The 16,117-nt window shown below is 45.6% G+C and carries 12 protein-coding genes; 10 read left to right on the top strand and 2 right to left on the bottom strand.

Translation table 11 applies throughout. The annotated features are described in order from the left end of the window. Window positions 1–575 precede the first annotated feature (575 nt). Together MKZ11_RS22985 and MKZ11_RS22980 are read left to right on the top strand one after the other, a co-directional pair. On the top strand, window positions 576–1,730 hold the full coding sequence (locus tag MKZ11_RS22985; protein ID WP_340796668.1) for a PDZ domain-containing protein: 1,155 nt from the start codon (window positions 576–578) through the stop codon (window positions 1,728–1,730). 38 nt (window positions 1,731–1,768) lie between these two features. Continuing rightward, complete coding sequence (locus tag MKZ11_RS22980) at window positions 1,769–2,020, top strand: CsbA family protein (protein ID WP_340796667.1); 252 nt, start codon at window positions 1,769–1,771, stop codon at window positions 2,018–2,020. A gap of 410 nt (window positions 2,021–2,430) precedes the next feature. On the opposite strand, the gene MKZ11_RS22975 is transcribed toward MKZ11_RS22980, so the two are convergent. Together MKZ11_RS22975 and MKZ11_RS22970 are read right to left on the bottom strand one after the other, a co-directional pair. Next, window positions 2,431–2,739 (bottom strand): AzlD domain-containing protein, encoded by a 309-nt coding sequence (locus MKZ11_RS22975; protein ID WP_340796666.1) that lies wholly within the window; start codon window positions 2,737–2,739, stop codon window positions 2,431–2,433. Continuing rightward, window positions 2,739–3,464, bottom strand: a complete 726-nt coding sequence (locus MKZ11_RS22970; protein ID WP_340796665.1) for an AzlC family ABC transporter permease — start codon at window positions 3,462–3,464, stop codon at window positions 2,739–2,741. Before MKZ11_RS22970 ends, MKZ11_RS22975 begins: the two co-directional genes overlap by 1 nt. Before the next feature lie 156 nt (window positions 3,465–3,620). On the opposite strand from MKZ11_RS22970, the gene MKZ11_RS22965 reads away from it, so the two are divergent. The 8 genes from MKZ11_RS22965 (at window position 3,621) to MKZ11_RS22930 (ending at window position 16,026) form a co-directional block, all read left to right on the top strand. Then, window positions 3,621–4,244: a TVP38/TMEM64 family protein gene (locus MKZ11_RS22965; RefSeq protein ID WP_340796664.1), complete on the top strand. Its 624-nt coding sequence runs from the start codon at window positions 3,621–3,623 to the stop codon at window positions 4,242–4,244. Window positions 4,245–4,371: 127 nt separating this feature from the next. Beyond that, window positions 4,372–7,872, top strand: coding sequence for a helicase-exonuclease AddAB subunit AddB (addB, locus tag MKZ11_RS22960; protein WP_340796663.1), 3,501 nt, complete (start codon window positions 4,372–4,374; stop codon window positions 7,870–7,872). Then, a complete protein-coding gene (addA, locus tag MKZ11_RS22955; RefSeq protein ID WP_340796661.1) occupies window positions 7,844–11,557 on the top strand; it encodes a helicase-exonuclease AddAB subunit AddA in 3,714 nt (1,237 codons plus the stop codon). Before addB ends, addA begins: the two co-directional genes overlap by 29 nt. A gap of 2 nt (window positions 11,558–11,559) precedes the next feature. Continuing rightward, complete coding sequence (locus MKZ11_RS22950; protein ID WP_340796660.1) at window positions 11,560–12,753, top strand: DUF418 domain-containing protein; 1,194 nt, start codon at window positions 11,560–11,562, stop codon at window positions 12,751–12,753. A 44-nt stretch (window positions 12,754–12,797) separates the two neighbouring features. Beyond that, a complete protein-coding gene (locus MKZ11_RS22945) occupies window positions 12,798–13,697 on the top strand; it encodes a fumarylacetoacetate hydrolase family protein (RefSeq protein ID WP_340796659.1) in 900 nt (299 codons plus the stop codon). Between the two features lie 73 nt (window positions 13,698–13,770). After that, the gene (locus MKZ11_RS22940) at window positions 13,771–14,145 is read left to right on the top strand and encodes a YisL family protein (protein ID WP_340796658.1); all 375 of its coding nucleotides are present in this window, start codon (window positions 13,771–13,773) and stop codon (window positions 14,143–14,145) included. Window positions 14,146–14,169: 24 nt separating this feature from the next. Then, complete coding sequence (locus tag MKZ11_RS22935; RefSeq protein ID WP_340796657.1) at window positions 14,170–14,301, top strand: hypothetical protein; 132 nt, start codon at window positions 14,170–14,172, stop codon at window positions 14,299–14,301. Window positions 14,302–14,574: 273 nt separating this feature from the next. After that, window positions 14,575–16,026 carry an alpha-amylase family glycosyl hydrolase gene (locus MKZ11_RS22930; protein WP_340796656.1) on the top strand — a complete coding sequence of 484 codons (1,452 nt, stop codon included), beginning with the start codon at window positions 14,575–14,577 and terminating at the stop codon, window positions 16,024–16,026. Window positions 16,027–16,117: the final 91 nt, after the last annotated feature.

The raw sequence follows: 16,117 nt of genomic DNA, 5'->3' as shown, positions 1-16,117 counted from the left end.
AGAGAGCCCTGACTTCAAGGTGAATTGCCATGAATAAGTCGAGAGGAGCCGTGAAAAGCGGCCATTGCCATGACTAACTGGGGGTGAGCCATGACCTCAAAGTGAATTGCCATGAATAAGTCGAGGGGAGCCTTGAAAAGTGGACGCCGCCATGACTAACTAAGAGTGAGCCTGACTTCAAAGTGAATTGCCATGAATAAGTCGAGAGGAGCCGTGAAAAGCGGCCATTGCCATGACTAACTGGGGGTGAGCCATGACCTCAAAGTGAATTGCCATGAATAAGTCGAGGGGAGCCCTGAAAAGCGGACGCCGCCATGACTAACTAAGAGTGAGCCATGACCTCAAAGTGAATTGCCATGAATAAGTCGAGAGGAGCCGTGAAAAGCGGCCATTGCCATGACTAATTGGGAGTGAGCCCTGACTAATCCAGATATTTCACCAAAACCATAAGTGATTTCTTCCTTTTCATGAATAATTCAATAACGCTTTACATAGGGCAGTAATCTTTTGTTACAATGAAGAGACTGATAGTGTGTACGAAGATTGGATGGTGACGGTTCGTGTCCGAAAAAGTGATGTTTGATATAGTAGAAGCGGTTGCGCTATTTTTCCTGAATCCATTATTTATAGCCGCTCTATTTACAGCGGTTGCATTAGGTTATTTTCGTGTGAAAAAAGAGCGCCGGAGTTTTAAAGTCCGATTGTTACCAGGATTAACAGAATTGAAGCGGCTTTTGGCTGAGTCATGGCTGTATGCACTCGTTTTGTCAGTTTTGATTTCCGGGGCAGGTCTGCTAGTTGATCCGGGTTGGCTTGTGCTATTTTCTGCGGTAGCGTTAATTGTATTGCTATCCTTTTATTATAAAGCGACTTCACCGATTTATTTTGCGGCGGCGGCTTTTTTCGCTCTTTATTTCATAGAAAAGTATATGGGGAATTTCTCGTTTCGTGGATGGACGCCCGGACAGGCAGATTTGCTTGGTGATATGGCAGTGACGATTCCGGTCATCGCCGGATTATTCTTAATCGTGGAAGGCCTTCTTATTAGGCGCCATACGGTTCGTTACGCATCGCCGATGTTGGTGCATACAAACCGTGGACTGCGAGCTGCCGCCTTCAAGGCGAAGCGGTTATGGCTATTGCCGGTTGTATTTCTAGTGCCTGGCGATATGATTTCGGCCTATGTTCCGTATTGGCCGCAATTCACTTTAGGGGGAAGTGCATTCAGTTTCGTTCCAGTTCCTGTCGTTATCGGTTTTTCACAAGTGGCACGCTCGCTGTATCCGGATAATTTATTCCCAAAGATTGGTCGGGCGGTCGTTTGGACAGGTATTATGGTCGTTATCGTTGGATTGGCTGCACTGTGGCTGCCGATTTTAGGCTGGGCAGCTTTGCTGATTGGCGTAATATGTCGCGCGGTTATTACCATTCTAGCTTGGGTACGTGACAGGCAAGGCGGATTCGCTGTTGCACCGCGCCCGGCAGGAGTCGTCATTGCAGGCGTTGTACCGGGATCCCCAGGTGAGAAAATGGGGCTTCAGCCAGGGGAATGTATTCGTACTGTAAATGGACTTCAGGTAAGTAATGAGAAAGAATTATATGACGCAATTCAGCTCAATGCTGCACATTGTCGACTGCAAGTGATTGACCGCGGCGGAGAAGTCAGGCTTATGCAACAGGTTATGTATCGACATGACCATCATCGCCTCGGACTTCTCGTCGTTCGATGAATATCGAGTGAACGATTACTCCTGAAAGGATGTCAGAAATGGGCTCATTCGAAACAAAACTATTCCTTGCCTTGCTTTTGCCTGGGCTTCTTGTCATTCTGTTCACCCGTGTGACATTTCACCACGTTGTCGGCCTCATTTTGACGGTGGCGCTGATTGCGGCGTCGGTCTATGCGGGATACACGCATAACTGGCTACTTTACGGGGCTGATGCGCTATCACTCACGGTCGGATTCTGGTACGCAACACGCATGATGAAAATCGCAAGGCAACATGAACAAGAGGAATGAACGATGAAACCGCCCACTGAAAAGGGGCGGTTTTCTTATGGGATAAAATAGGGAGGGGCGAGCGATTATAACCCCGTCTACCCGCTCATAACCGGCCGCCGAGCGCTTATAACCCGTTCGAACCGCTAATATCCGTCCGCCGAGTGCTCATAACCGCATCGCACCGCTCATATCTGGCCGCCGCCCGCTCATAATCCCGTCTACCCGCTCATATCCGTCCGCCAAGCGCTCATAACCCGTTCGACCCGCTCATATCTGGCCGCTGAGCGCTCATAACCCCCGTCGACCCGCTCATATCCGTCCGCCGAGCGCTCATAACCCGTTCGACCCGCTCATATCCCGCCACCAACCGCTCAAAAGCCCACCAACCACCCCAAATAAAAAAAAGACCGCACCCACGCGCGGCCTCCTCACATAAAAAAACTATAAACTGCCAACACAGCAATCGTCCCAAGAACAACGGACATGACACCGCCGCCTAGAACCGCGATTAAAAACGCGACGCCCGCTCCAAGTACGCCAAACAATATATTTCCTTCCTGTACAAACAAGATTGCCGGAAATATGAGGGCACCTAGAACAGCATATGGAATATTCCGCAGGACACCTTGAATGACTGGCGGCAACTCTTTACCATCTAACACAGTCAGCGGAATCATGCGGGGGATGTACGTCACAAGCATCATGCCCAAAAGCATCCACCAATAACTTGCGCCCATTATACTTCCTCCTCTCGTTTGAACATCGATTCAGCTGTTTTCCCGCGTTTCGTATAAACGATTTCTACAAGAATCGAAGACGCCAGCGTTGCGACAAGAATCGACCAGCCCGTCGACATTGCCTCTGTGAAGTACAAGACACAATGGATGGCCGCCGCAAGGGCAGCGAGCATGACGACTTTACGGTTGCCTTTCATAGAAGGAACGAGCAAGCCGATGAACATTGCATAGAGCGCAATCGACATCGCAGCTTTTAAAAAGTCGGGCAAATTAGCACCGATGATATGTCCAATGACGGTGAAGATGACCCAACTGCCATAGGCAATCAGCGCGACGCCAAATGCGAAAGCGGTCGAAATCTTTCCTTTCTTCCCTGTTGCGAGTACTGTAAATGATTCGTCTGTAATCCCGAAGGCATAGATCGCTTTGACCCATTTTCGTGCAGGTTGCATCTTTTCATTGAGCGAAGCCGTCATAAGAAAGTGTCGAATGTTGACGATGAATGTATTCATGACAATCAATAGTGGATCAACACCTGACGTAATCAGGCTAAGCGATATGTATTGTGCAGCGCCGGCGTAAACGAACATACTCATTGCGGTCGCTTCGATGATGGACAGGCCAGCGGTTTTTGCGAGTAGCCCGAATGTGAGTGCTACGGGAAAATACCCGATGGCAATGCTCGTTCCTGCTTTTAGGCCAGCTGAAAATTGGTTATTCTCCATTCATGGTCACATCTTCCCAAAGTATATTTAAGCGATTATACTATACTTCAGGGTTTAAATGTTCATATTTAAAGGAAAACTCTAAATAAGGGGTAATTCTATGTGATTTTATATAGAAGCCTGACGAAAAAAGATTTTTAAGCGAGGATGTTACAAATGAACGATTGGTTAAATCCCGATAAAATTATTGAATTGGCACAACACTATAAATCGCTTGGACCATTACTCGGGCTATTCCTGCCTTTTGCGGAGGCGTTTTTACCGTTTCTTCCACTTTTTGCATTTGTTCTTGCGAATGCTGCCGCCTATGATCTTTGGTACGGGTTCCTTCTATCATGGGCAGGAACTACGGTGGGTTCTTATGCGGTATTCCTTATCATCCGCAAATATGGGCGTAACCGATTACTTAATTTCCTGACAAAAAGTGCACGTATCCAAAAGCTGATCAAGTGGGTGGAGCGAAACGGGTTCGGACCATTATTTCTTTTTCTTTGCTTCCCGTTTACACCATCCGCACTGGTCAATCTTGTAGCCGGACTGTCTGATATGAAGAAAAAGACTTATTTAGTCACATTGATGGCGGGGAAATTTGTCATGATTTTCATGATTAGCTATATTGGCTATGACATAAAAGCGTTATTCACAAACCCAATTCGAACTGCGATTGTGGTAGTCGTTATCTTGTTGCTGTGGTTCGTGGGCAAATACTTCGAGCGCAGGCTGAATGCCAAAGTCGAAGCAGATTTTCGGGCATCTGCCTCAACGCATAATCATAAGTGAATGCAACCTATGCATTTGAAATAGTTCCTGTCATCCCTAACTTTCTGTACAATAGAAAGAAAGGGATGACAGGAATTTTTATATTGGGATGAATGATAGAGATTTACATAGATAGGGAGGAAATCAAATGTCACTGCGTTTCATAACTGGCAGGTCAGGCGCTGGGAAAACGACCTTCATTGAGCGGGAAATCGCTGCTGAACTGGAACATAATCCGATGGGAGCACCCGTGATTGTTATTGTACCAGATCAGATGTCGTTCTCGATGGAGCATAGTTTGTCCGTTAATTTTGGATTAAAGGGAATCATCCGTGCCCAAGTATTGACATTCAAACGGCTGGCATGGCGTGTGCTGCAGGAAACGGGCGGCATCACCCGCAAAGAAGTAGATGGCTTTGGGTACCGAATGCTTGTTCGAAGTGTTTTGGAAGAGAATCAGGATCAGTTCAAATTATTCCGGCAAGCTGCGAGTAAACGGGGATTCACGGAGCAAATTGGCGATCTGCTGAAAGAATTCAGCCGGTATTCTCTTGATCATCACACGATGAATGAACTCCACGAAACGCTCGCCTCATCAGGTGCGCCGCGTACATTACTCGACAAAGCAGAAGACTTGTCGCTGTTGTTGACAAAAATTGAGGAGAAGCTCGGCACAACCTTTGTTGATAGTGAAGGACATCTGGCACTTCTCGCTTCGCAAATACCCCATTCAGACCTGTTAAAAGGCGCTGATATCTATATTGACGGTTTTGAAAATTTCACGACGAGGGAATACGAAATCGTGATGGAATTGATGAAACACGCCAATCGTTTGACTGTTGTACTTCCGATGGAGGGGGCACTTACTGGTTTTGCGGATCACGAATTGTTTTTCAATCCAGTACGGACATCTCTTAAACTGCGTGAATTGGCACGCGTGGAATCGGTTGATGTGGAAGAAGATGTATTCATGGGGAGAGCGCATCGTTTTCTGAATGGGGATCTCCGGCATTTTGAAGCGGAATTCGATCACTTTCCGGCGAAACAACAACCGTCAGAAGGCAATATTGTCTTGGTTGAAGCAGCAAACCGCCGTGCAGAGATCCATTCGGTGGCGCGTAAGATTCGGGAATTGATGATTGCTGGAAAGCGCTACAAAGACATTTCAATATTGTACAGGCAGCCCGAAAAGTATGATGAACTGATTGAAACGATTTTCCCGCATTATGATATTCCTGTGTTCATCAGCCAGAAAAAACCGATGCTGCATCATCCGCTGATCGAGTTTTCACGTTCTGTTTTAGAAGCGGTCACAACAGGTTGGTCGTATGAGTCTGTGTTCCGTGCTGTCAAAACAGATCTGTTTTTCCCACACCGGGAAATGAAATTGTTATGGCGCGATCGTGCAGATAGACTTGAAAACTATGTACTTGCACATGGCATTCACGGGCATCGCTGGTTCGATGACAGCCGCTGGCGCGTGAAGAAGTATCGTGGGCTTGAATTGCATTCAGCTGTTCAAACTGATGAAGAACGCGCAATGGAGCAAGAATTGCATTTGATTCGCGATGAAATTCGGAATCCGCTTACCGATTTTGAAAAGCGGCTGAAACGGGCGAAAACGGGCCGTGATGTAGCGGAAGCACTGTTTTCATTCATGGAAAAGCTGCATGTTTACGATAAAATCATTGATCTGCGCGCGGAAGAAGAACGTGCAGGACGGCTACTTGGCGCAACGGAGCATGAGCAGGCATGGAACGGCTGGATTAATGTATTGGATCAATTCGTCCTCATGTTTGGGGATAAAGTGATGGATTCCACAGAAGCGGCGCGGATTTTGGATGAAGGGTTTGATTCGCTTGAATTTGCCCGCATTCCACCATCGCTTGACCAAGTAATGGTATCCTCTGTCGAAGTGGCAAGCTTAATGGATATCGACGCTGTATTCATTCTTGGCGTGAATGATGGTGTTATGCCAAAACGAGTTGACAATGAAGGGATTTTGTCGGATGCAGATCGTGAATGGTTTACAGAAATCGGTTTTGATCTGGCCCCCACGACGAAGATGAAATTGATGGATGAAACGTATATGGCGTATCGTGCATTCACGGCGCCGCGTGAGAAATTATATGTGTCCTATCCGATTGCGGACGAAGAAGGAAAAGCACTGATTCCCTCGTTATACATAACGAGAATTGCCCAGATGTTGCCGGGAACTGAGACGGAAATAGTTGTAACGGATCCATCTGAATTACCGCTGGAGGCCAATCAATTCGATTACATCAGTCATCCGCGTTCAGCACTGCCTTATGTATCGATGAAATTGAAAGAGGCGGAACAGACAGGGATACTGGAACGAGAATGGCGTGCCGTCATGGCGTATTACGAGGAGGACCCGTATTGGTCTTCTGTCATAAATCATATTATCCGTCCCATAAACGCGGATAAGGGGACGGAAAGACTGCGTACAGAATTAACGCAAGGGCTGTATGGAGAGTCATTTGTTTCCAGTGTGTCTCGGATTGAGTCTTATTATAGCTGTCCATTTCAGCATTATGCGTCGTTTGGACTTGGCTTACGGGAACGGACGGAGTTTACACTGGAAGCACCCGCTATCGGGGATTTATTCCACGCGGCTCTTAAATGGATTTCAGACGAAACGATGCGTCTCGATAAATCGTGGGCGGAGCTGACTCGTGAAGAATGTTGGAAGCTTGCGAGGGAAGCAGTGGAAGACATTTCGCCGTATTTCTTTAACCGTATTTTATTGTCGACGAACCGTTATGTTTACATTAAACGTAAGCTGATGCACATTATTCAGCGGACGATTTATTCACTCAGTACGCAGGCAAAATCAACAGTGTTCAAACCGGTTGCCATTGAAGCAGGATTTGGGCCTGGCGAGGAACTGCCTGCACTAGAAATACCGTTGCTCCGCGGTGATTCGATGAAAATGCGCGGCCGGATTGACCGTGTCGATGCAACAGAAATCGGCGGCAAAAATTATGTCCGCGTCGTCGATTATAAATCGTCAGCAAAAAGTCTCGATTTGACGGAAGTGTACTATGGCTTGTCCCTGCAAATGATGACCTATCTTGACGTTGCGCTGGAAAATGCAGATGAGTGGCTGGGCATACAAGCGGATCCTGCGGGCGTCCTCTATATGCATATCCATAACCCAATGATTCGTTCCGGTTCAGAATTAACCCCTGCGTTACTTGAAGCAGAGATTGCGAAATCCTACAAGATGAGAGGGTATCTGCTTGATAATCCGGACGTAGTCATCGGAATGGATGCTGATATTGGCAGGTCCTCTTCAATTGTTCCCGCCTCTATTAAAACGGATGGCACATTTGCGAAAACGTCGAAAGTGCTGTCATCGGATGATTTGCAGATGATGCGCTCGTTTGTTAGGAAGCGGCACCAAAAAGCCGGAGATGCAATGCTTGCCGGGGATACACGTGTTTACCCATACAAATTAAAAGATAAGATGCCGTGTGAATTCTGTTCATATCGTTCAGTTTGTCAGTTCGATCCGACAGATCCAGCTTCAGTGCATCGGCCTTATAGCGAAATGGACCCGGAAATGTCCCTCGAAAAAATGCGCAAGGAGGTGGCAGATGATGATGAACATACCCGTGAAACCTGATGGACTGACATTTACAGATTCCCAGTGGAAAGCAATTTGGGCAACAGGGAAAGATATTCTTGTTTCCGCTGCTGCCGGATCAGGAAAAACGAAAGTATTGGTCACCCGGATGATTGAAAAAGTGCTGGATGAAAATAATCCCATCGACGTTGACGAACTTCTCGTCGTTACATTTACCAATGCATCTGCAGCAGAAATGCGGCACCGGATGGCGGAAGCGTTGGAAGAAGCGATTGCTGAAAGACCGGAATCTGTTCATTTGCGCAGGCAGCTGAATTTATTGAATAAAGCACAGATTTCCACGTTGCACTCATTCTGTATGAATGTCGTTCGGCAATATGCATATTTGATTGATATCGATCCGGGATTCCGGATTGCGGATAGCACGGAAGCGGCGTTGTTAAGTGATGATACAATCGGGGCTGTACTTGAAGATGCATATAGTGCCAAAAATCCCGAAGCGATGTACCGGCTGGCAGACAGTTTCACGTCGGATCGCAACGACCAGTCTATCGAAACGCTGATCGATCGGTTGTATGATTATTCCCGTGTTCATCCGGTTCCGGAGCAATGGCTGCGCTTAATTCCCATGCAATATGAAATTGGTGCTAATGCTTCTATTGATGAACTTGAATTTATTGAGCCTTTGAAAACGGCAATTCGTCATACGTTGGAAGAAGCAGCGGCGTTAACCAATGATATGAGACGCATCACCCTTATGCCTGACGGACCAGAACCGCTTGCCGCCACGGCTGAAGCAGATTTAATGTGGATTGATGAAGCAATTCGCCGCATTACGGATGGGACATGGGAGCAGACTTACGAATTTTTCGGCTCTTTAAAATGGGTAAAAGCAGGAACGATCCGCAAAGATTCATGTGACGAAGAACTTGCAAAACGGGCGAAAGCACTTCGTGATACGGTAAAAAAAATTGTGAACACCTTAAAAGAATCCTATTTTACGAGAACGCCAGCCCGTTTGCTCGAGGAAATTCGCTTGATGGCGCCGACGATGCATACGCTCATTGACTTGGTCATCGAGTTCGGCAGACGTTTTGAACAAGTGAAAATTGACCGCTGCATTGTCGATTTCTCGGATTTAGAGCATTATGCATTGCGTATTTTATCGAATGCTCAGGACGGGAAACTTGTGCCTTCTGATATTGCAATGGATTACAAAAATCGTTTTTCAGAAGTGCTTGTCGATGAATACCAGGATGTCAATATGCTACAGGAGACAATCATTCAACTCGTCAAGCGAGGCGGGGAAGGGGACGGAAATCTGTTCATGGTCGGCGATGTAAAACAGTCGATATACCGATTCCGCCTTGCTGAACCGATGCTGTTTCTTGGCAAATACAATCGATTTACAGAAACGGATGGCAATCAAGGCATGAAAATCGATTTGAATGCGAATTTCAGAAGTCGTAAAGAAGTGCTAGATGCGACAAATTACGTCTTTTCACAAGTGATGGGCGCGCGTGTCGGAGAAATCGATTATGACGATGCGGCGGCGCTGAAATACGGTGCGAACTATCCGGAAAAAGCGGTGACTGCCGGACTGACACTTCTTTATGAAGAAGAGGAAGACGATCAAGAACTAGACGATGTAACAGAACTTGCCGGGCAAAGCTTGAAAAGTTCACAGGCGGAAGCACGGTTCATGATTAAAAAAATCCAGGAGATGATTGCGTCTGGGACGGAAGTAACCGATGCATTTACTGATGAAAAACGTCCGCTTGAATACCGGGATATTGTTATCTTGATGCGTTCGATGACATGGTCAGGCGAAATTGCGGAGGAATTCAAGCTGGCGGGTATTCCGATATACGCTGAGCTGAAGCGCGGATATTTCGATGCGCTTGAAGTGATGATCATGTTGAATACATTGCGTGTCATCGACAATCCCTATCAGGATATTCCGCTAGCATCCGTTCTTCGAGCCCCATTCATCGGCATGACGGAAAATGAATTGGCGCAAGTTCGGCTTGCTGGAAAAAATGAGTCGTTCTTTGAAGCATTAAAGCGTTTTGTTACAACAGGCGGAGCAGGTGTCGCTGCTGTGACACAGGAAAAACTACAGCGATTTTTCAACCAGTTCGAGGACTGGCGAAACCTGGCACGGCGCGGTTCGCTCTCTGAATTGATCTGGCAAGTCTATTCCGATACCCATTATTATGAGATGGTCGGTGCGATGGCGAATGGCAAACAGCGCCAGGCAAATCTTCGTGCGCTGCATGACCGGGCGATTGATTATGAAAAGACTTCGTTCCGTGGGCTGTTCCGCTTTCTGCGTTTTGTGGACCGCATGCGTAAGCGCGGGGATGACCTCGGTGCCGCGCGTTCACTTACTGAGAAGGAAAATGTTGTTCGCATCATGACGATCCATTCGTCGAAAGGACTCGAGTTTCCATTTGTCTTTATCGCAGGGGCGGGTCGGAAATTTAATAAGATGGATTTCAATGAGCCGTATTTGTTCGACCAGCATTTTGGGCTGGCAGTGAAAGCGATTGACCCAGATAACAGGATTACCTATACATCATTGCCGTTTCTTGCAATGAAGGAAAAGAAAGAACTTGAAATGCGTGCGGAAGAGATGCGGGTATTATACGTTGCAATGACGCGGGCAAAGGAACATCTCGAAATCATTGCATCTGTGAAAGACATTGAGAAATCGATTGTGAAATGGCAGGACGCACAACTGGTTGATCCGGAATTAATGTTGCCCGAATACACGAGGTCACGAGCAAATGGCTATTTAGACTGGCTTGGGCCAGCTGTAGCAAGGCATCAGGCGTTCGAAAAGTTCGGTAGCATGCAGGGAGGAGAGACCGTAATCGATCCTTCTGTTTGGCAGATTGATGCATTGCCCGTATCCGCTTTGTTTACTACGATTGAGGGTATAGAGGAGGAAGCGGAGGCACCGGTCGATATAGTTCCAATCGAAGAAGTGGATGGAACCATGTTACTGGAAGTGAAACGCCGGTTCGACGCAACCTATCCATATCTTTCTTCAGTGACCAAACGCTCTAAGCAGACGGTCAGCGAGTTGAAACGGTTGGCGATTCTTGAACAGCAGGCGGAAGATGACTTCTCGGTGTCAACAAATGCGGATGTAAGTACTGCTTATCTTCATAACCGGCCGGTCTTCATGCAATCGCGGGCATTGTCCGCGGCGGAAGTTGGGACGGCGATGCATACGATTATGCAACATATTGATATCCGGAAAGAAAGCAGCGTACCTGACGTGGAAAAGCTTATAATTGAGTTGACTGACCGCCAGTTGCTTACTGCAGACGAGGCGACCGCTGTCGATGCAAATGCTGTTGCACGTTTCTTTGAGACAACTATTGCTCAACGTCTGATGAAAGCTGAGCATGTATCACGTGAGCTGCCGTTTACCTATGCACTTGATGACAATGAAGGCGATTATCAAATATTACAAGGAATCGCGGATTGTTTATTCGAAGAACAGGATGGCTGGGTGCTGCTAGATTATAAAACGGATTGCGTTCGTGGCCGTTATGGTTCAGATGAAGAAGTCGACATTGAAATGGACAAGCGGTACAGCATTCAGTTGAATTTATATAAGAAAGCGCTTGAAGAAATTATGAAAATTGAAATTAAAGAGATGGTCCTTTATTTATTTGACGGAGAAAGGACCGTGTACATTCAGGGGGAATAAAATTGAAATTAACACCGACGACACTTGGAGATCGCATTGAAGCGCTTGATATGCTACGGGGAGTTGCATTGCTCGGGATATTCATAGCTAATATGTTACTTTTCCTATCACCCTATCTGTATATGGATCCATATACATGGTTCAAAGATGGGGATGCAACCATATTTAAAAGGATTGACATCTTTGTGGAAGCGAGTTTTTATCCGATTTTCGCAATTCTGTTCGGTTATGGCTTGAATATGCAATATGAAAAAACAATTGCAAACAAGCTACAATTTGCTCCAGTCATGGCACGTCGTATGGGCATTTTGCTCGTATTCGGGTTGCTTCATGCCCTGTTCATCTGGATGGGGGACATCTTGTTCACTTACGCGCTAATGGGCTTCGCGATGATTGCGTTTGTCCGGATTCCTAAGAAATGGCTGCTTCCTCTTGCAACAATTATGTATGTAATACCATCGGGAATCATTTACGCGGGTGTATATTATCTGAACAAATTGCGTCCGGATGCAATGATGGAAGGGTATGCGGATATTCACCAGATTGAACGGTCGATTGAAGCATATGCCTATGGCAGTTATGGTGAGATATTCAGTTTCCGCTTTTTTGAATGGCTAACTTACGGATTGACGGGATCGTTGCTAGCAGTTTTCGTTGTCTTGCCGCTGATTATGATTGGCGCAGGGCTGTCTAAATGGAAAGTGATTGAGCGGGCCGCGGAACTGAAAGTTGGAATTGCGATCGTAACAGTCCTTGCACTGATTGCTGGTATATGGATGAAAGCTGCACCGCATAGCGGAGACCCATCATCGGATGCAATCCTTTTGCAAACGCAATTTGGTGGACCAGTCTTGGCGGTCGGTTATATGGGTCTACTGCTCTTACTCTATCAACTGCCGTTCGCTCGCATGCTATTCCGTCCTTTTTCAAAAGTGGGACGCATGTCGTTGACGACGTATATTACACAATCCATCGTAGGCACGCTTATTTTTTACGCCTATGGTTTCGGCATGTACGGCAAAGTCGATTTGGCGACAGGCGTAGGAATTGCAGTCGGCGTATTTGCCATCCAAGTTATTTTTGCAGAATTCTGGCTGTCTAAATTCCGTATGGGGCCAATTGAATGGCTATGGCGAAAAGGGACATATGGAAAGAATTTATCAGATAAAGAGGGAAAGAGTCGACGTTTGTCGTAGTAATTAGAATAAGGATTTTTACTAATGAAGGGATGGGCTAGCAAATGAAATTACTATCGTTCCGTTACGAAGGCAGGACGTTATTTGGTCCAAAAGTGAAGAAAGAAGAAGCAGTTTGGGATATGTTGGCGATTGCCGAAGCCTACGGCGATACGGAATTTCCGCAAACAATTACGGAAGGTATTGCATCTGGTCTGGATTTTGTTGAAAAGGTACGGAAGCTTGCGGAGCAAGCACGTGCTGCAGATGATTCAGAGCGCTTCAAATATGCGTTTAGTGCCATTGAGTGGCTTTCTCCAATTCCTAGAACGCCGAAAAACATCCTGTGTGTGGGCAAGAACTACGCAGATCATGCCGCGGAAATGGGCGCAGCTGCACCTCCAGTAAAACTGATGATCTTCACGAAATCACCGACTGCCATCGCAGCGGACGAACAAGACATTTCCGTCCATGCCGATATAACAGAAAGCCTCGATTACGAAGGAGAACTTGCGGTTGTCATTAGCAAGGGAGGACGCAACATCCCGAAACAGCTGGCCTATGATTACGTTTTCGGCTACACAATCGCAAATGATGTAACGGCACGTGATGTGCAAGCAGCGCACGGTCAATTCTTCCTAGGGAAAAGTCTCGATGGATCATGTCCAATGGGGCCCTATATCGTGACGAAAAATGAAATACCAAATGCACATAATTTATCAATTGTGACAAAAGTGAACGATGAAGTAAGACAGAACGGCAATACAGAATCGATGATTTTTAAAATCGACGAACTGATTGCTGACATATCAAGGTATGTAACGCTCGAACCAGGTGATGTCATACTAACGGGCACTCCTGCTGGTGTCGGAAAAGGAATGACTCCGCCAACATTTTTGAAAAAAGGCGACACGGTAAAAGTGTCCATTGAAGGTATAGGAACTCTTGTAAACAAGTTTGTGTGAGTAGTTTTCCTTTTGCGAATTAGTCAATTGTGATACGATTATTTGGTATTACTAATTAAATGAGGTGACTACTTTGGACGTTTTATCAAACACTACACATTTCCATATTTTCACATGGGTTGTTGGAATTATTGTATTCCTCGTTGCTGCAAGTATGGACACAGAGTCTAAGGGCAGAAAGATTCTCCATATGGTTGCCCGTCTATTCTATGTGCTGATTCTGATTTCAGGCGCATTGCTATTCTTCAGATACTCATCTATGGACGGGGCACTCTACGGTGTCAAATTCCTATTGGGTCTTGTGACGATTGGTATGATGGAAATGGTGCTTGTTCGTTCTAAAAAGAACAAGAGCGTCAAGATGTTTTGGATCTTGTTTTTCGTTTTCCTACTGGCGACACTGTTCCTCGGATTCAAGTTGCCAATGGGCATTAACTGGTTCGCTTAATAGTGAATGCAGGAGGGAATGAAGATGGAATTTAGTATCGGACCGCTATTACTTATCGTTATTTTGATGTTAATGGGTTTGTTTGCTATTTCCGTCTTCCTATTTTCCCGAAAAAAGCGGACATCAGTTGAAGACGATGAACCGTTTGATGAATAAGACACTTGCTGGCACATTGTGCTGGCAGGTGTTTTTTTGTTTTTGATTAGGGGATGTCGTAGGGTTTTGCGTCGTTGCCGTATAGTTTGAACAATCTGTTGTCCAGTCCCACATCGACCGTCGAACACGCTCATCAAACCACCGTTCAGTTTCCAATTTCACAATATCGACCTATTTCATTGCAAAGGGTAAGATTTTTAGCGCAAACAATGGCGGCAAGTCAGGCTGTTTGGTAAAATGACGGATGACAGCTCGTTTTGAGGAGGCAATTTTGTGAAGACAAAAAAATGGTTTGGACTAATTGGTACTTTTCTTCTACTTATAACTACCCTATCTCCAGCAGGGGTTTTTGCAGAAACGAAAAGAACAATAGAGGATGAAAGTATATATGATTTGCTCGTCGATCGTTATAATAATGGGGACGGTAATAATGATTTTGAAGTGAACACGCAAGACTTGACTGCTTTCAACGGCGGCGATTTCACGGGTATCGGTACAAGATTAGAACATATTATGAGAATGGGCTTTACGCTAATTTCCCTTGGACCGGTTTTCGAAACAGAATCGTATGATGGAAGTAAGGTTCTTGATTATACGAAAATCGAACCGAATTTTGGAACCGATGAAGAATTTGTCGGGATGATCAAAGAAATTCATAAAAAGGAACTATCCGTAATAGCTGATTTTCCACTCGGTGGCGTCAGTGCGAATCATATCTGGGCGAAAGAGGGAACTGTGAAAAATGTTCCTGCTGATGAGGGAACAATTGACTGGGATTATTCAGACGCTGCCACACAAAAAGCGTTAAAAGAAGCCGTTGTTGATTTCGTGGAAACGTATAAGTTAGACGGAATCCGTTTAACGAAGATTGACAAAATCGACACCGCATTTCTGAATGAAATTATCCAGGCAGTTAAAAAGGCAAAGCCAGGTACTTATGTTTTGACGAATGAAGAAAGCGATGCCGATTTCGATTCCGCTCCGAAACTGGACAAGATGTCCGCATTGAGAACCTCATTTGTGCAATATGATGGGGATTCATCACCATTATCACTTTTTTCAAATGACACGAAAAAAGAATTGATTCAATTCGACGAATTAACAGGACCGCGTTTCACATACGATATCGTGGAAGCGAGAATGTTCCCGCCGACACGATGGAAACTTGCCATTGCTGCCCTATTTTCAATGCCGGGTGTGCCAATAATGCCTTATGGCACTGAAATTGCAGTGAATGGTCAATCTGCGCCTGAAAGTCATCCGCTCCTGAATTTCAAGATCGATGAGGAGCTAATTGAATACATCGGAGATCTCAACAAATTACGTAACGAATCCGAAGCATTCCGCAATGGCGATTTTGAAATGTTGCATAATGAAGGCGGATTTACAGTGTATAAGCGCTCAAATGATGAAGAAACATGGATTATCGCGATTAATAATACGACAGGGACAGCCAATTTAGAAATCCCGAAAGAAGTGATCGGTGAGAATAAAAAATTGCGTGGTGTACTCGATGGTGATTTGGTACGGGAAGGGAAAGACGGGGTTTTCCGTGTAGTACTGGAACGTGAAGTTGCAGAGATTTATATTGCAGATGAAGATAAAGGATTCAATACTCCTTACTTAATCGCATCAATCCTTATCTACGTATTGTTCTTTGGATTCCTGTTTTTGGCTTTAAGAAAAGGAAGACAAAAAAGAAAAAATAAAGCAGAAATGAAGTAAGACAGAAAACACCAGAATTGGCGAATTAGCCGATCTGGTGTTTTTGTTAGTAGAAAAGAATGTATAAGTTTTTGAACCTGGAGCAGTGTCT

Source organism: Sporosarcina sp. FSL K6-1508 (assembly GCF_038007465.1).
In the GTDB taxonomy this organism is placed as follows: domain Bacteria; phylum Bacillota; class Bacilli; order Bacillales_A; family Planococcaceae; genus Sporosarcina; species Sporosarcina psychrophila_B.
This window is presented reverse-complemented; position numbering and strand designations above follow the sequence as displayed.